The sequence below is a fragment of the Pedobacter sp. AC464 genome (genome assembly GCF_979253075.1).
The window spans coordinates 206,462-224,455 of record NZ_CEEDBV010000002.1 but is presented as its reverse complement, the minus strand read 5'-3'; the positions used below and the strand labels follow the sequence as shown (position 1 = coordinate 224,455).

Sequence of the window (17,994 nt, the reverse complement as noted above, 5' to 3'; positions counted from 1 at the left end):
ATTTAAATTTGGTTACCGATTTGCTCGGCGGCGAAATGAACATTCGCGGCCTTAAGTGCCGAAGCAATAATTTGGTGCATGTCGTAATATTGATAAGTTGCCAGCCTGCCGCCAAATATTACGTGCTTTTCCTGTTTTGATAAGGCTTTATATTTTTCGTAAATGCGTGTGTTTCGCTCATCATTAACCGGGTAATATGCTTCTTTTCCTGTGGTCCATTCATCAGGATACTCTTTGGTTACAACTGTTTTTGCTTGTGTGCCAAACTCAAAGTGCTTGTGTTCAATTGTTCTGGTGTAAGGAACATCACGTTCGGTATAATTTACTACGGCATTACCCTGATGGTTATCTGTGTTTAAAATTTGATGTTCAAACCTTAGACTGCGATACTCAAGCTGGCCAAACTGGTAATCATAATATTGGTCGATATGGCCGGTAAATACAACGCAATCTGCAGCGTTATCCCACTTGCCCCGGTCAGAAAAATAATCTGTATTAAGCTGAATTTCACAACCTTCGAGCAGCCCGTCTGTCAATTTGTTATAACCTCCGATTGGGATGCCCTGGTATCGGTCATTAAAGTAATTATTGTCGTAAGTAAAGCGCACGGGTAGCCTTTTGATAATAAAGGCGGGAAGTTCCGTGGCAGGCCGTCCCCATTGTTTTTCGGTATAACCTTTAATCAGTTTTTCGTAGATATCCTTACCTACCAAAGATAGGGCCTGCTGTTCCAGGTTAACTGGTTTTTCCACCCTGGCCAATCCAATTTCGGTTGCAAGCTTATCTTTAGCCTCTTTAGGTGTTTTTACACCCCAAAGCTGGTAGAAGGTATTCATGTTAAATGGAAGATTGTATCGTTTTCCCTTATATTCTGCTACCGGGCTATTGGTATAACGATTAAACTCAACAAATGAATTTACAAAATCCCAAACCGCTTTATCATTTGTATGAAAAATATGGGCACCATATTTATGAACGTTTATTTCTTCTACCTTTTCGCAGTAGATATTTCCCCCTGCGTGGTTTCTTTTGTCTATCAACAAACATTTTTTCCCTCTGCGGGTGGCTTCATGAGCAAACACAGAGCCGAACAATCCGCTTCCTACAATCAGGTAATCATATCTCGGCATACGCGTCGGGTTTTGCAGAATTTTGGCGGGTTGCGTTCATTTCTAATTTTATTTTTAACACACAAATTGTGATGACACTGCCGTCTTTTGAATGAACGTTAAGCTGAGCTTAGTTATCAGGTCATGTCTTTCAATCCGGTGGGCATTACAAGCCCTCGTGGCACTCAAATCTGGTTCTTAATTGGTCTCCAAATCGTTCAGGGACATCGAAGATATAACTGGCCCTAAATAAAAATAGTTTTATCAGCTAATAGGAATGGCTTTACTTGTGAAAGATTAGTTCGACTTCAAAATATTGATTATCAGTATCTTGTGTATTTCAAAAAATCCTTTAACGGATAAAGGCTTAAAAATTGGGTATTAATCATATCGTTCCGCGTATTAATTCTAACACTGAAAATGAATCGCATGGAAACGTTGATAATGGTTCTGGCCAAAACAAATGAAAACCGGAATAAATAAAAATCGACAACCTTGCGAAGTAATTGAAACAAAAGCGATTAATAATCATTGTATTATAACGATGGGGAAAAAAATATTTGTGCTTGAAGATGATGAGGGGATACGGGACGTGATAGAAATTCTACTCACAGAAGAACTGTACGAATTTTATGGTTTTTCCACTGTTAAAGATTTCAATAAAGGAGATGATAAAAGCGCAGATCTTTATCTACTGGATATAATGCTTCCGGATGGGAATGGAATTGAAGTGTGCGATGCGTTGAAAAAGCAAGCATCTACTGCCAATATTCCTGTGCTGATGATGAGCGCCAATTCATCCAAAACACATGTCGAACTTTCCTGTAGCTCTGATGGGTTTATAGCAAAACCCTTTAATATAAGTGATCTTTTATTAAAGGTTCATTTAACGTTACAAGGCCACATAAAGCTTTAATAAAATATTTCCCTCCTAAAAAAGCCACCTCGGTCCACTTTGCTGTGATTCAAGCAACTTCCTGAGTTTTCGTGCGCTTTATTTTTGAATAATTTCTGTTAATTAGTTCCGAGCCGAAACAAATAAATCATAAACCATTTGCCCTTAGGCATCTGCTCTCTGCGCCAGGCAATTTATCTTTCTAAAGTAAATCCCAACACTTATTTCACGTAAATAGATTTTAGTTATGTGCCTATCAAGTTTTATGATTATTCGCGACGCCTTTTTTAAGTATATTTATCTGACGAATTAATGTAAACGATAACCAAATTATAAAGTTTATTTAAATGGAAAATGATATCAGCAAATGCCCGTTTCATAACGGAAGCCTAAAGCAGAACGTTGCCGGTGGCGGTACAAGAAATAACGACTGGTGGCCGAATCAGTTAAAGCTAAATATCCTAAGGCAAAATTCTGCATTATCAAATCCCGATAAAGATTTTGACTATCGCGAGGCATTCAATAGCCTGGATTTAGATGCTGTAAAGGCTGATTTGCATAAGCTGATGACGGATTCTCAGGACTGGTGGCCGGCAGATTTTGGCCATTACGGTGGTTTGTTTATCAGAATGGCCTGGCATAGTGCCGGAACTTACCGAGTTGGCGACGGACGCGGTGGGGCCGGAGCAGGTTTGCAGCGCTTTGCTCCATTAAATAGCTGGCCAGATAATGTTAGTCTGGACAAAGCCAGGAGGTTACTATGGCCGATTAAACAAAAATACGGGCGGAAAATTTCGTGGGCGGATTTAATGATTTTAGCCGGAAATATTGCGCTCGAATCTATGGGTTTTAAAACATTCGGTTTTGCAGGTGGCCGTGCTGATGTTTGGGAGGCTGATGAGTCTGTTTACTGGGGCTCGGAAAAAACCTGGTTGGGTGGCGATGTTCGTTATGCTCATGGCTCAGAAGGCGTAGTAGAAGGCCATGGTGTTTTGGTAAGTGATGATGATGCCGATGGTGACATACATTCCCGTAAGCTTGAAAAACCACTTGCTGCCGTGCAAATGGGACTAATTTATGTAAATCCGGAAGGACCTGATGGAAATCCTGATCCTTTGGCTGCCGCTAAAGACATTAGGGATACCTTCGGACGTATGGCCATGAATGATGAAGAAACCGTTGCTTTGATAGCCGGCGGACACACATTTGGTAAAACGCATGGAGCAGCATCGGCCGATCATGTTGGAAAAGAGCCTGAAGCTGCAGGAATCGAAAGTCAGGGTTTTGGATGGAGCAACGCTTTTGGTTCGGGACATGGAAGCGATACCATTACGAGCGGACTTGAAGTTACCTGGACAACGACACCTACAAAATGGAGCAACAATTTCTTCGAAAATCTTTTTGGCTTCGAATGGGAACTCTCCAAAAGTCCGGCCGGCGCACACCAATGGAAGGCAATAAATGCCGAAGCCATAATTCCTGATGCCTTTGATGTAAATAAAAAGCATCTGCCTACTATGCTTACCACCGATCTGTCTTTAAGATTCGATCCTGAATATGAAAAAATATCGAGGCATTTTCTTGAAAATCCGGAAGCTTTTGCTGATGCTTTCTCCCGTGCATGGTTTAAATTAACCCACCGGGATATGGGTCCCGTATCGCGCTACCTTGGTCCGGATGTTCCGCAGGAAGAGCTATTGTGGCAGGATCCGCTGCCTAAGGTAAGTTATAACCTTGTCGATGAAAATGACACAGACTTATTAAAAGCAAAAATTTTGCAGTCAGGCTTATCTTCGTCAGCGTTAATTTCTGTTGCCTGGGCCTCGGCTTCTTCTTTTAGAGGTTCTGACAAACGTGGCGGCGCTAACGGTGCCAGAATCAGATTAGCTCCACAGAAAGATTGGGAAGTTAACAATCCGGTTCAGTTACAAAAAGTTTTAGCGGTACTGGAGCAAATACAAAAAGACTTTAACGGTGCGCAGGTTGCTGGCAAACAAATATCACTTGCTGATTTAATTGTACTCGCTGGCTCAGCTGCGGTAGAAAAAGCTGCGAACGATGCCGGTCACAGTGTTAAAGTTCCTTTCAGGCCAGGCCGCACAGATGCATCTCAGGAACAAACCGACGTTGAATCATTTGGTTTTCTGGAGCCTCTTGCCGATGGATTTAGAAATTATAGAAAACCAAATCTTTCGGTTTTTGCTGAAGAAATCCTTATCGATAAAGCACATCTGTTAAACCTCACAGCACCAGAATTAACAGTTTTAGTAGGTGGCTTGCGTGTGCTCGATGTGAATTTTGATGGGTCGAAAAACGGTGTGTTTACCCAAAGGCCAGGACAGCTAACCAATGATTTCTTTAAAAACCTGTTGGACATGAATACGGCGTGGAAAGCAACATCTTCTGAAAATGAGCTTTATCTCGGCAGCGATCGTAAAACAGGCCAGCCGAAGTGGACAGCTACGCGTGCAGATCTTGTTTTTGGATCGCATGCAGAGCTTCGTGCCATTGCGGAGGTTTATGCAAGTAATGATGCATCAGAAAAATTTGTTACCGACTTTGTCAATGCATGGGATAAGGTAATGAATCTGGATAGGTTCGATTTAAAACATTAACAGGTTCAAAATTTCAGACTGATTTCGGTCATAAAATTGAAACCGTAATAAAAAATCCATCAGCTACAAAAACAGCTGGTGGATTTTTGGTTTATAGCCATTGGAGTTGGCCCAGCGTTTTATGCTGACTTACGTTTAAAAATTATTACCTGTCGAAAAATTCAAAGCCGGCTTCCGGGCTCCTTGCTTTTATCTTTTTTCTTGAAGTGAATTGTAAAACAACTGTGACATTTCTGTTAATTTCTGGTTAATACGTGCTAAAATCAACGCTTAATTTGGTTTTCGAGAAGACTAGCTTTGGTCTGACCAATAACTAAATTGAATACAATGACCAAACTAAAAATTATTCTGTGCACGCTGGCTATGCTCTGTTTTATACGGAGTTACAGTCAAATGGCATTAATCAGCGGTAAAATTACCGATGAATTAGGAAAACCAATACCTGGCATATCGGTGAAAATAAAGGGAACATCAACTGGTGCTTCTTCTGATGCGCAGGGCGTATTCTCAATAAAAAATGTAAACCCTTCCACTTTGGTGTTTAGCGGTATTGGCTACAAAACAATGGAGGTTAGCAACAGAGGTCAAAGCAATATTGCGGTCGTTTTAACCGAAGATCAGCAGAACCTAAATGAGATTGTGGTAACCGCTTTAGGTTTAAAACGCGACAAACGAAATTTAACCTACAGCTCGCAGGAGGTAAAAGGCGACCAGATTACGCAGTCTAAAGAGCCAAATCTTGTAAATGCGCTCGCCGGAAAAGTATCTGGAGTACAAATTACCAGTTCGTCTGGTGCGCCGGGCAGTTCATCAAGAATCGTAATCAGGGGCGCCAATTCACTTTATGGAAATAATGAGGCGCTAATGGTAATTGATGGTATTCCGGTAAACAATGACGAAACCGGAAACTTAAATTCTGGCCCGGGCACAAATAGGATTGCCGATTTAGATCCAAACATCATCGAAAGTATTAATGTTTTGAAAGGTGGGGCGGCAACAGCGCTTTACGGTTCGGATGGGGCGAAGGGCGTTATCATTATCACAACTAAAGCTGGCAGCCAAAATAAAAAGCCCACAATCAGTTTTTCTTCATCGTTTTCGATAGAAAATCCGTTACTGCCAGAAATCCAAAATAAATATTCGTTAGGATCTAATGGTGTATATTTCGACGGCGTAAATCAAAAAACAAGCACATCCTGGGGTGCGTTAATGGATACGCTGAAAATTAATGGCCAACCGGCTAAGGTTTATGATCAGTCTGATTTGTTTTTTAAAACAGGTAAAACCTATACCAATACGGTTAGTTTAAACGGCGGTGGTGCTTTCAGCTCATACTTTCTTTCTTACACAAACCTAGCCCAGGAGGGAACAATTCCATCAACATCATTTGATAGAAATACGCTTTTTGGCAAATTCAGCACACAAGTAGTTAAAGATTTGAATATTACATTCTCGCTAAACTACGCAAACACAAAGAACAAAAAAGTTCCGGAGGGCTATGCGCTCGAAAGTCCGGTTTGGACCATATTCTCCGCACCGGTTTCTTACGATTTGCAACCTGCTACAAACCCAGATGGAACGCAGCGCCTGTACCGCTTTTCAAGAAACAATCCTTATTGGGTAACGGATAATATTAGCCAAACATCTATTGTAAATCGCTTTTTGCCGACCTTTACCGCCGATTACAAACCACTAAACTGGCTAACCATTACCGAACGTTTCGGTGCCGATGTTTATGTAGAGCAAGGCAAATACACAGAGTCGCTGCTGTCAGTTTCTAATCCAAATGGAAGAATTGTAAACAGCAATACAAATTTCAGGCAGTACAATAACGATTTAATCGTTAACGCAAGCAAAAGCTTTGGCGATTTTAACTTAGAAGCCTTGTTAGGAAATAACATCATTTCTACCTACTCTGAAAATGCTTATGCGAATGGCTTGGGCATTACCATTCCGGGCTTTAATAATATTGCATCAACTTCAACAGTAAAGTTCTCAGAAACCAGTTACCTGACAAGAAAAATTGGTTTTTACCTCCAGTCGAATATTGATTACAAGAAGTTTATCATCCTCTCGCTAACAGGCAGGTACGATGGAACATCCGTTTTGGCAACAAATAACCGTTTCTATCCTTATGGCTCTGCTGCTACCAGTTTTATTTTCTCTAACTTCTTTTCAAAAGGATTGGCTGATGTAATGAACTTTGGCAAATTGAGGGTATCATACAGCACCGTTGGTAATGCGAGTATTGGCCCGTATAGTCTGCTTACGCCATACGAATCGCAAACGATTAGAAACATCACATTTCCTTATCAGGGGCAATCCGGGTTCTTAATCAGCGGAACGCTGAGCGACCCAAACCTGAAAAATGAGCGTATAAACGAATTTGAGGTCGGGTTGGAAACTGGTTTCTTCAAAAATCGGCTAGGACTGGAAGTTACCTATTTCGATAAGAAAACCAAAAATGGCATTATTCCTTCGGTTGCACTCGCACCGTCTACAGGCTTCAACTCCACAAGTGTAAATTCTGCATCGATGCGCAACAGAGGTATAGAAATTTTGTTAAATGCAAAACCGGTTGTAACAGAGAATTTTAGCTGGGATTTAACATTTAATTACAGCAGAATCAGAAATAAAGTGCTTTCAATTTATAAAGATTTAACTCAGGTTGGAAATGGCTTTACATTTATCTTTGTCGACCAGCCTTATGGCGTTATTTACGGTACCCGCTACGCCAGAAACGCCGCAGGTAGGTTGTTAACAGATGATTCAGGCCTTCCCTTTGCAGCGGATGAACAAGGCATTGTTGGCGATATTAACCCGGATTGGATGGCAGGTATTGTCAACAATTTTAAATACAAGCAGTTTTCATTGAGCTTTTCTTTTGATATGAAAAAAGGAGGCGACATACAAAATAACGTTGATGGTTATGGCTATTTCTATGGTACGCCAAAAGTAACCGAAGATCGCGGGCCACGTATTGTTGATGGCGTAAATGCTACTACAGGGCAGCCAAACACAATTTCAGTTTCTGGTCAGGCTTATTATCAAAGGGCTAATAGCGTACTGGAGTCGGTTATTCAGGACGGCACTTATGTAAAATTGAGAAACGTTAGTTTGGGTTACAACGTTAAACCTGCCTGGTTAAAGAAAACACCTTTTAAAGGCCTGGGTTTCCAGGTAACTGGCAGAAACCTTTGGATTTATGCACCACACTTTACAGGTGGAGATCCTGAGGTGAGTTCTTTCGGTTCTTCAAACGGCGCACAGGGAATTTACTCATTTTCAACACCAACGTCAAGGTCGATTGATTTTAGTTTGAAATTGACTTTATAGGTGATAACAATTAGAAAGAAATAACATGAAAAAGATATATTTTATTTTAGGTTTTGCCTTCATCTTCGTTCTTGCAGGATGCAAAAAATACATAGATGTTAACGACGACCCTAACCGGCCGATAGACGTAAAGGAATCGCTGATGCTTCCGCCTATCGAAATGCTGATTTCGCAAAATATTAACGCAGGTGGCGATGGAAACTTAAGCTTGGTTTTGCAACAGTATATTCAGGTTATTGCGCTTAACCAGGTTGCGCCCAATGCGGGTACCTACCTTATGTACAACGTAGATATGGATGGCGATTGGAATAATGTTTACGTAAGAACATTGAACAACCTTGTTTTATTAAAAGCGAAAGCGGCTACAAATGGCAATTCAAAATATGGTGCCATCGCTAAAATATTAACCGCATATACATTGGGCTATGCTACAGATGCCTGGGGCGATCTGCCATACAGCAAAGCCTTTTTAGGTGTCGAAGTTCCAAACCCGAGTTACGACAGCCAGCAACAAATCTACGTTCAAATTCAAGCTCTGCTTGATGATGGCATAGCCGATATTGGACGAAATACCGGTTCATCACCAGGAAGCGACGATTATATTTACGCAGGCGACATGGCAAAGTGGAGTAAGCTGGCCTACACATTAAAGGCACGTTACTACCTCCATTTAAGCAAAGCGCCAGGTACAACACCGGCTGCACAGGCACAACTTGCTTTAACTGCATTAAATAATGGTATGCAGAGTAACAACGACGATGCTAAAATTGCATTTAGTGGTGCTGCGGGCGCAGAAAACCCATGGCAACAGAATTTTTTACCAGGCACAACGTATGTGCTTGCCAACACTTTCGTTAATAGTTTTGCAACGAGAAACGATCCAAGGCTGAGTAAAATGGTTAGCCCGGCCAAGCAAACGGGACTTTATACCGGTAGGCAAATTGGTTTGGAAGACATTGGAAGTTTGGAATCTTACTCCATTCCAAGTGATTTTTACGCCGGGGCAGGTGCAAATAATTACCTTATAAATTACACTGAAGCTTTGTTCATTAAAGCAGAAGCTACTCTTATCGTTTCTGGTGTTGCGGCAGCACAACCTTTCTATCAAGACGGTGTGCGCCAACATATGACAAAGGTAGGCGTAAGTACTGCAGATATAAATACTTACCTGGCATCGAGAGGAACACTTACCGCTACAAATGCGCTTCGCTTAATTATCGAGGAAAAGGGCGTATCCAACTTTCTCAATCCAGAAAATTATACCGATTGGCGCCGAACCGGATTTCCGGCTTTGGTAAAGGTTAAGAATGCACTTTCTGAAATACCAAGAAGGGTACTTTATCCAAATGCAGAAATTACAGCAAATCCTCAACCACAGCAAAAAGCTAAACTGGGCGATAGGCTATGGTGGGATGTTAATTAAAAACCTTTTGTTAAGTTTGATTAGTTGGGTGCCTTTAACCGGGCACCCTTTTTTTGTGAAAAAGATTTCGGTTCTGGCGACAAAAAAGACCACCAGTTTCGTTTAACTGATGGCCGTAATAGTTGGTTTAGCCTAAGGTTGTGGCGATAAGATGGCGCACCAACCTCCGCCTTTTTCGAGGTTGATTGTGATTTTCTTTCCTTTAGTAGTTTGTAAATGGCTGATTTTATAATCAGACGCATGTCTGTCTGCATTCACGCCATCACTTAAAACATCCATTTCGTAAGTTTTATCGTCCAGAAAACTCATGTCAATATTAAAACTTCGGGCATTCCAATCTGTCATGCCGGAAATATACCAGTTGTTGCCCTTTTTCCTGGCGATGATTGCGTAGCTGCCCACCTTGCCGTCAATCGCTACTGTTTGATCCCAGGTGGTGGGTATCCGGGAGATAAATTCCGTGCAGGCGGGGTCTTTTAAATAATTCGACGGATTATCGGCCAGCATCTGCAAGGGGCTTTCATACATTACATACATAGCTACCTGATGTGCCCTTGTGCCCATGCTCATGGGTTCGCTGTATACAATGCTAAAGTCTTTTTTGTTGGCATTTATCATAGCCCCAGGTGTATAATCCATTGGTCCGGCAGCCATTCTGATAAACGGAAGGGTAACGTTATGTGCCGGTGTAATGTCTGTGCTCCATTTGTTATTCTCCAGTCCGCGAACACCCTCGTAGCTAAGCACATTCGGATATTTACGATTCAGGCCAACTGGTTTGTATGCGCCGTGTAAATCCACCATCAGGTGGTGCTTCGCCGCAGTTGCGGCAACACGTTCATAGAAATTCACCATATATTGGTCGGCTCTGGCCATAAAATCTACTTTTACACCTACTGCTCCCCATTTGGCATAGGTTGCCAGAATATTTTCCATGTCGGCATCGAGCGGGCCCCATAATGTCCACAGCCACACGCCAACTTTTTTGCTTTTACTGTAAGCAATAATTTCCTGCAAATTTACATCAGGTGTGGTATGGAGTAAGTCTGTCGTTGTTTTAGTCCAGCCCTCATCCAGCATAATGTATTCCAGGCCAAACTTCGAGGCGAAATCAATGTAATATTTGTAAGTCTGCGTATTAATTCCTGCTTTAAAATCTACATTGTAAATGTTATTGTCGTTCCACCAATCCCAGGCTACTTTGCCCGGTTTTATCCAACTGGTTTCGTTTATTGCAGATGGCGTTGATAGTTTGTAAGTGAGGTTATTAACGAGCAAATCTTTTTCTTCGGGGCAAATGGCAATGCTTCTCCATGGAAATTTTCTGCTCCCTTTAGTTTTGGCGATATAACTCTGCAGTTTAGTAATCTTGATACCTCTATCTCCAACAGGCTTACTTTCGGCAATATTTTTCGGGTAACCGGCTGTTAACTTATTTCCATTAGTGCCAAAAAGAAACATGTTTGGATAATCATACAGGTCCGATTCGCTGATAAGCATTTTCACACCCGATTTAGCATAAATCAGCATTGGCAGAGCGGCATGTTGTTGCTCGTTAAATGCGTTGATGGTAGAATCCTTGTACAAACTTTCAAAATGCGACAAGAAATTCGGGTCGCTTTCCTGAGGCCAGAAAACACGGTTGTTGCTGCCAAAATCGAAATCGGCCGTTTCCTTTTCAATTTCTACCTCATCTTTTAAATCCGTTTGAAAACGATACGCAACGCCATCATTGTAAGCCCTGAAGTATAAGCTGTAGCCGCCGTTAAAATCGAGTTTAAGTTCATTGTAATTGTTTGCTATCGTTTGGCTCTTAACAGGAACAACGGCCGAAATGGTTTCATTTGCACTGTATAAACTCTGTTTTAGTAGAACGGGGTTAATCCCCAGCTCAAGTTTATTTTTTAGACTTAGCGCAATTTGGCTGGGTTGCAGAATTAGGTCCTGCTTGTAGCGAATGCTCCAATAAAGCTTATTGTTTGTGGTTATTGTTATGGTTATCTGCTTATCGGGAGACTTAACCTGAAAATCTTTTCCGTAGGTAAAGTTGACCACGAAAAAGAATAAAATAACTGTTGTAATAACTTTTCTCATATTTTGATATTTTGGTTTGATTTACTTTCTGCACTCTGGTGAAAATGTTTAAGGCTTATAATTATAGACTATTGGCGGATAACTTCGCCGCTCGCTGACGATTCGCCGGTGCCTTAGCTAAATTAATGGAAATATTTAAGGAAATAAGCTTTACAATTTGCAAATGCTACGCATTTTTTATCCAGTTTAAATTTGGATTATGCCGCAAGCTTACAGCTTTCAATTGAACACAGCCAGACAAATAAGTACCTATCATCTGGCCATTCAGTTATCGCTATTTCAGGTCTGAAAGACATAACTGTTTAATATTATCTGGTTGCAACCATATTTTCACATTATGCTGTAAAGATTCGAATGATGAAGTTAATATACATATTTTCAGCTTTGTGAATGCCAAACCAGATTAGTCTGTAAACAGGAAAGATTTATTTTTTTTTAAACGGTAAAGCCTTAGGTTATCCTTAATGAATGGCCTGAGGTTAGCTGTTTTTAATATCCCTGATTCGATACTGCACGGCGAGGCTATGTCATGTAACTATCTATTTTCCAACGAAACTGTCTCACCCTGTTCATCAGATGCGACAGCGATTGTCTGCTTTTAACAAATTTAGTTTTATGCGCAATAATTTGATTTTGTATGCATTACTGTCAATAGGTTTATGCACTTTTTTTTCTACCAAACTTTGCGCTCAAAACCCGAGCCTTTTTGAGCAAACGAGCGAAATGGGGACGGCAATTATTGGTTATCAGAAGGATGTAGATGCCATAAACGACTTTTACTTTCCTTTTTACACTGGTGGCTTTTATCTATCGCCACTAACTACTTTTAAAAGCCCTCTTCAACGGAAGCGGCTTCAAGATTTAAATAACAGCTATCTTTCAAAATTAAAAGCGCTGAGTTTTGATTCGTTCAGCATTTATGGCAAAGTAGATTACATTTTGCTAAAGCGACAGATTGAGGCTTCAATTTCACTCCTTAACCAGGAGGAGCTAAATTACCGAACACTGGCCAAGTATTTCCCCTTTGCAGATTCTATTTACAGCCTGGAAGCGCTTCGCAGAAGAGGAACCTACAAGGATGGCGCACTTTTGGCGGCGCAGCTAAACTCAACCGCTAAGCTGATCGATTCATCATCTGTAAACTTTAAAAACACAAATAAACTTAATTCGGAACAGTTAAAAACGGCGGCAGAAATTGCCCTAAGTTTGAAATACCGGTTAAAAGGCTTTTATCAGTTTTATATGAATTATGAGCCCACATTTACCTGGTGGGTACCAAAGCCTTATGCCCGGGCCGATTCTGCCTTAGCCAGCTATGCTGCGGGTTTCGTGGCTAAAAACGATAGCCTTTTTATTAGCAAGCACGATAAATTGGGGATAAAAGGATTTCCGGTTGGACGAACAGAACTTATCAGGCAACTGGATTTTGAAATGATTCCTTATAGTCCGGAACAACTTGTGCAAATAGCCAGTAAAGAGTTTGAGTTTTGCGATGCTGAATTGTTAAAAGCATCAGCCGCGATGGGGTTTGGGAAAGACTGGAAAAAAGCACAGGAAAAAATAAAAAACAGTTACGTGCCTTTAGGTAGGCAACCTGAACTTATTGTAAAACTCCAGGAAGATGCATTAAAATTTATTAAAGAAAATGACCTTATCGACATTCCACCTCTAGCAGAGGAAACCTGGGGGATGGTAATGATGTCTGCAGAAAGGCAACTTGTAAATCCTTTTTTCACAGGCGGGAGAGAAATCAGCATCTCTTATCCAACGGATAGCATGCAGGAAGATGACAAGTTAATGAGCATGCGGGGCAATAATCCATATTTCTCAAGGGGCACAGTTCAACACGAACTATTACCAGGCCATCATTTTCAATATTATATGAACAGCCGCTATAAAGGTTATAGGGACCCATTTAAAACACCTTTCAGTTTGGAAGGCTGGCCTTTGTATTGGGAGCTTTTACTTTACGATGAAGGTTTTGCGCAAACGCCCGAAGAAAAAATTGGTATGTTATTCTGGCGCATGCATCGCTGTGCAAGAATACTTTTTTCACTCAACTACCATCTTGGAAAATGGTCGCCACAACAATGTGTCGATTTCCTGGTGGATAGAGTGGGGCATGAGCGTGCCAATGCCGAAGGTGAAGTGCGTAGGTCATTCCAGGGAAATTATAGTCCGCTTTACCAGATTGCTTATTTAACCGGAGGTTTGCAGCTTTTTGCCTTAAAGAAAGCGCTTGTTGATAGCGGTAAAATGAGCTTTAAACAATTTCATGATTCAATAATTAAAGAAAATCTTATCCCGGTAGAAATGATTCGCGCAACTTTAACCAATCAGCCCTTAACCAGAGATTTTACCACATCCTGGAAGTTTTATGACCAACCTGGCAAAGCGTAAATTTCCTGACCGGCAAATTAATGTGAAACCTATGAAAGCAGAAAATACACAATTTAAATCGTCATTAAAGTTAATTGATGCCACCATGTTGGTTGCGGGAAGCATGATTGGTTCGGGCATTTTTATTGTTAGCGCAGACATCACCCGTAACGTGGGCAGTTCTGGCTGGTTGCTTATTGTTTGGCTGATAACTGGTTTTATGACCCTCACTGCAGCATTAAGCTATGGCGAATTAAGCGCAATGTTCCCTAAAGCCGGCGGACAATACATTTATTTAAAGGAGGCTTACAATCCGTTGATTAGCTTTTTGTATGGATGGAGTTTTTTTACGGTTATACAAACTGCTACAATCGCCGCAGTTGGTGTGGCTTTTGCAAAATTTACAGCATATCTGATACCTGCTTTAAGCGAAGATATTGTGGCCGTCAATTTAGGATTTATAACCATTTCGCCGGCCCAGTTGCTTGCCATAGCAATAATTATTTTACTCACCTACATCAACAACAAGGGCGTTAATGCCGGTAAAATTATTCAAACAAGCTTTACGGTAACAAAACTCCTCAGCCTTTTCGGTCTAATCATTTTTGGTTTATATTTTTTAGATGGCGAGGTATGGAAGAACAACTGGACAAACATGTGGCACCTTGGGCGTCTGTCTGCCGGTAATACGCTATCTTCATATTCTACGCTGGCTGCTTTTGGCGCAATTGCTGCAGCTATGGTCGGGTCTATTTTTAGTAGCGATTCCTGGCATAATGTAACGTTTATTGCTGGGGAAATTAAAAATCCGGCCCGAAATATTGGTTTAAGTCTGGCGCTTGGAACCATCATTGTAACCATTCTTTACATTCTCACTAATGTAATGTATACCGGCGTACTTTCCCTGCATGACATTGCCTATGCAGATAAAGATCGGGTTGCTGTTTCTGCAGCAAATCACATATTTGGTACGGCGGGTACAATTGGTATTGCTGTGATGATTATGGTGTCTACTTTCGGCTGCAACAATGGTTTAATTATGGCTGGCGCAAGGGTTTACTATTCTATGGCGCAAGACGGTTTGTTTTTTAAAAAGGTTGGCACGCTCAATAAAAATTCAGTTCCGGGTTTTGGCCTGTGGGTTCAATGCTTATTTGCGTGCCTATGGTGTGTTAGTGGTAAATATGGCGATTTGCTTGATATGATTTCCTTCGTTGTCGTAATGTTCTACATGCTCACCATCTTTGGAATTTTTATCCTTCGCAAAAAACGGCCGGATGCCGAGCGTCCGTACAAAGCCTTCGGCTATCCGGTACTTCCAATTATTTATATTGCAATGGGCATGGCATTTTGCCTGTTACTTATCGTTTATAAACCACGTTTTACCTGGCCAGGTCTGATAATTACTTTAGTGGGTATCCCGGTTTATTACCTGATCAAAAACAATTACCGTGCAAAGCAGCTTTAAAATAATGGCTTGAGAAGTCCGGCTCAAATATTAGCGGGAAATTTAAACAAGAAAGGCGATAGAGTATCTGGATAGTAACATACTAAAAACTTGACGGCATTTTTGCGGGGAGCTAGAATCAAAAAAAATACAGTGCCTAAAGGTATTTATGCTATGGTTAGTAGCCGGGTGAGGGATTTAAAGATTTTACTTAAGATTCAAGTTCAAAATATTGGTTCCAATTGCCAAACCCTGCAAATTGCGCTAAACAATTTAGAATAAATGGCGTGGCCTCTTTTCTGTTTTCAACAAAAAACATCTTCAAAGTTTTTTCGGATAAATAGTTGTTTGTTTTGATGAAAATCTGTTCGGAAAGGCCTTTACAGTCTTCAGGTTTGATGTAATCAAGTCCTGATTTTTGTGCGACCAGAACCTTAAGCTGTGCAATTTTTTCAGAATTATCCATATTGAGAGTTTTGGATTTGTTTAACTGATTTATTGTTAATGGATTATAAAATATTACACCTTCGCACATGAAGGTAGGTTTTAAAAATGAAAAAATAAAATTTTGACGTTTTGAATACTTATTTAATGTGAAAATCGAATTCAAAATCTGATATTGCTTTAATTTTCAGACCTCGTTAAATTACCCCTATGGAAAAGAAGATTTTGTTTCTGGATGACGACCCACTTGCACTTACTGGTCTGGATGCGATGCTTACAGGTGAAGGTTATCGGGTTTGCTGCGTTTCTTCGGCAACGTCGCTTGCCGATGCAATGGAAAGTTTCGCCCCACACCTGCTTATACTCGACATCTGGCTACCCGACGGTGATGGGAGGTTAATCTGCAATCAATTAAAAACCGGCGAATCTACAAAGCACATTCCAATAATAATGCTTACGGCGCTAACGCACGAAGAAATTGGCGAAATAGAATGCGATGCCGATGCAATTATTGGAAAACCATTTAATTCCTCAAATTTAATACGAACGATTGAAGATCTTCTAGACGTTTAAATGCCTTAAAATTATAACGAAATCAAATTTTTTTGAAAGTTAATTTCTTCAATTTACTTTGATGCGGCTTTTCTCAGCGCATAATTATCCTATTTAATTAAAGCCATCCATCCGGTCAATTTCGCTATTAGCCGAAAAGATCGAAAAGTCTTTTTAAGATATAAGTTTCTATTAAACAACAGTTTACTATCCGGAAAAAGTTCTCAGAAGCCAGCAATAATTGCCTGGATGGCTTTTCTTTGGGGTGATAAAGTTATAGCCAATTAGCAGGCGGGAAAAATAATTTAAAAAGCACTTTGAAATTCAAAGTGAATTAATATTTTTGTGTTGTTTAATCAACAACGGATATGACACAAACAGAAAATTTAACTAGAAAATCCATCTTTACACCTGCTTTAGGCAAAAGAATGGCCGTAGGGGCAATAATTGCATTAGGCGTTATAAGTGCTTTTGTAATCGGTGCTGGTAGCGGAAACCCAAGTTGGGGCGATTATTGGCGCATAAAACCATTATTGTTAACACCTTTTTTGGGTGCAATTGTTGGCCTGTGTTATGACGTTACAGAGCCACTTCGAAAAATAAAAGGCTGGACTGGGAAAGTGTTCTTAGTTTTAAGTTTTGTAGGTTATTTCATCGGGTTATGGATGAGTTTAGTGCTAGGCCTGGCAGGAACCATGTGGGACTAATACCCGCTAACTGCTGCCAGCCAAACTTCGCTATGCGATTTCAACTCCATTCTATTTTTTAGCTGAACTATAAGAACCGCGGATTTCTAAATTATTTATCGAGCATTTTCTTATCGAACTGCGCCTTTAATTCTGCCAAGGCCTGGTCGTAACCAGCCTGGTCGAAAAATGCAGAGGGATTATAAGAATCGCCGGGTTTATGTTTTTTTCGTAGGTTAAACTGACTTGCATGAGAAGACAGCCATATTTCGAATTTTAACCGTTTCATCGCGGCCAGCGTAAATCCGTAATCCTTCGCAATGTTGGGATATTGTTTAACATCGCTGAATTTCTTATCCGTAACAATTGTTGGCATGTTCGCGATAAGGACTTTGTAAGTTCTTGTCTCATCCTTCACATCGAATATAAAACTACAAGAACCCTTGGTATGCCCCGGATGACTAAGCATTTTAAGCGTAGTGCCGCCAATACTGATTATTGCTCCATCCTTCAATAATTTGTCGGGTTTAACCGGTAAATAGGTACTTAAACCCTTACCCAATGCATAGTCTGACTTGCCTCCATCTATCATTACCTGCGCATCCGGACTGTTTACGAAAACCTTTGCGCCAGTTTTTTTCTTCAATGCCGCCATGGCGCCCATATGGTCGTAATGTGCCTGGGTAGTGAGCAATATTTTTGTATCCGCAAGTTTAAAACCAAGCACTTTGATACTCGTTTCGATAAGTTCAGCAGAGTTTGCAAGTCCGGTGTTTATTAAAATATTTCCTTTTGGGGTATTTATTAGGTAACAAGCCAAATCGGCAGTGCCAACATAATACAAATTCCCGGCAATCCTAAAAGGCGGATAAGGTTGAGACCACTCAACAGGCGTATTTGCCGGCTCACTAACGGTTTGCGCCACGCAAGCGTTGTGTAACATGAGGAAGGAGGCTAAAGCTAGTGTAATTCGGAACAGGGTTTTCATAGGCATTGGGTAAGTCGATTCAAAAG

At 40.8% G+C, this 17,994-nt stretch carries 12 protein-coding genes; 8 read left to right on the top strand and 4 right to left on the bottom strand.

Annotated features, from left to right (window positions below; genetic code table 11):
- Nucleotides 1-2 precede the first annotated feature (2 nt).
- Entirely contained in the window at nucleotides 3-1,130 is a 1,128-nt protein-coding gene (gene glf / locus AC0IWT_RS11620) for a UDP-galactopyranose mutase (protein ID WP_471797339.1), read from the bottom strand.
- Between the two features lie 442 nt (nucleotides 1,131-1,572).
- Between glf and AC0IWT_RS11615 the strand changes: the two genes are divergently transcribed.
- The 4 genes from AC0IWT_RS11615 to AC0IWT_RS11600 all read left to right on the top strand — a co-directional run bounded on the left by AC0IWT_RS11615 (nucleotide 1,573) and on the right by AC0IWT_RS11600 (nucleotide 9,378).
- The gene (locus tag AC0IWT_RS11615; protein ID WP_471797338.1) at nucleotides 1,573-2,025 is read left to right on the top strand and encodes a response regulator transcription factor; all 453 of its coding nucleotides are present in this window, start codon (nucleotides 1,573-1,575) and stop codon (nucleotides 2,023-2,025) included.
- A gap of 326 nt (nucleotides 2,026-2,351) precedes the next feature.
- On the top strand, nucleotides 2,352-4,619 hold the full coding sequence (gene katG, locus AC0IWT_RS11610) for a catalase/peroxidase HPI (protein ID WP_471797337.1): 2,268 nt from the start codon (nucleotides 2,352-2,354) through the stop codon (nucleotides 4,617-4,619).
- A 393-nt stretch (nucleotides 4,620-5,012) separates the two neighbouring features.
- The gene (locus tag AC0IWT_RS11605; protein WP_471797336.1) at nucleotides 5,013-7,955 is read left to right on the top strand and encodes a SusC/RagA family TonB-linked outer membrane protein; all 2,943 of its coding nucleotides are present in this window, start codon (nucleotides 5,013-5,015) and stop codon (nucleotides 7,953-7,955) included.
- Nucleotides 7,956-7,980: 25 nt separating this feature from the next.
- The gene (locus AC0IWT_RS11600; RefSeq protein ID WP_471797335.1) at nucleotides 7,981-9,378 is read left to right on the top strand and encodes a SusD/RagB family nutrient-binding outer membrane lipoprotein; all 1,398 of its coding nucleotides are present in this window, start codon (nucleotides 7,981-7,983) and stop codon (nucleotides 9,376-9,378) included.
- A gap of 132 nt (nucleotides 9,379-9,510) precedes the next feature.
- Here AC0IWT_RS11600 and AC0IWT_RS11595 read toward each other — a convergent pair whose 3' ends face one another.
- Complete coding sequence (locus tag AC0IWT_RS11595; protein WP_471797334.1) at nucleotides 9,511-11,472, bottom strand: glycoside hydrolase family 97 protein; 1,962 nt, start codon at nucleotides 11,470-11,472, stop codon at nucleotides 9,511-9,513.
- Nucleotides 11,473-12,087: 615 nt separating this feature from the next.
- On the opposite strand from AC0IWT_RS11595, the gene AC0IWT_RS11590 reads away from it, so the two are divergent.
- Nucleotides 12,088-13,872 carry a DUF885 family protein gene (locus AC0IWT_RS11590; protein WP_471797333.1) on the top strand — a complete coding sequence of 595 codons (1,785 nt, stop codon included), beginning with the start codon at nucleotides 12,088-12,090 and terminating at the stop codon, nucleotides 13,870-13,872.
- 31 nt (nucleotides 13,873-13,903) lie between these two features.
- Nucleotides 13,904-15,319 carry an APC family permease gene (locus tag AC0IWT_RS11585; RefSeq protein ID WP_471797332.1) on the top strand — a complete coding sequence of 472 codons (1,416 nt, stop codon included), beginning with the start codon at nucleotides 13,904-13,906 and terminating at the stop codon, nucleotides 15,317-15,319.
- Between the two features lie 190 nt (nucleotides 15,320-15,509).
- Here AC0IWT_RS11585 and AC0IWT_RS11580 read toward each other — a convergent pair whose 3' ends face one another.
- Nucleotides 15,510-15,764 carry a hypothetical protein gene (locus AC0IWT_RS11580; RefSeq protein ID WP_471797331.1) on the bottom strand — a complete coding sequence of 85 codons (255 nt, stop codon included), beginning with the start codon at nucleotides 15,762-15,764 and terminating at the stop codon, nucleotides 15,510-15,512.
- A gap of 188 nt (nucleotides 15,765-15,952) precedes the next feature.
- On the opposite strand from AC0IWT_RS11580, the gene AC0IWT_RS11575 reads away from it, so the two are divergent.
- Together AC0IWT_RS11575 and AC0IWT_RS11570 are read left to right on the top strand one after the other, a co-directional pair.
- Nucleotides 15,953-16,315, top strand: a complete 363-nt coding sequence (locus tag AC0IWT_RS11575; protein ID WP_056870022.1) for a response regulator transcription factor — start codon at nucleotides 15,953-15,955, stop codon at nucleotides 16,313-16,315.
- Nucleotides 16,316-16,662: 347 nt separating this feature from the next.
- Complete coding sequence (locus AC0IWT_RS11570; protein WP_056870023.1) at nucleotides 16,663-17,001, top strand: hypothetical protein; 339 nt, start codon at nucleotides 16,663-16,665, stop codon at nucleotides 16,999-17,001.
- 91 nt (nucleotides 17,002-17,092) lie between these two features.
- Here the strand turns inward: AC0IWT_RS11570 and bla are convergent, their stop codons facing one another.
- A complete protein-coding gene (gene bla / locus AC0IWT_RS11565) occupies nucleotides 17,093-17,923 on the bottom strand; it encodes a subclass B3 metallo-beta-lactamase (protein WP_471798497.1) in 831 nt (276 codons plus the stop codon).
- Nucleotides 17,924-17,994: the final 71 nt, after the last annotated feature.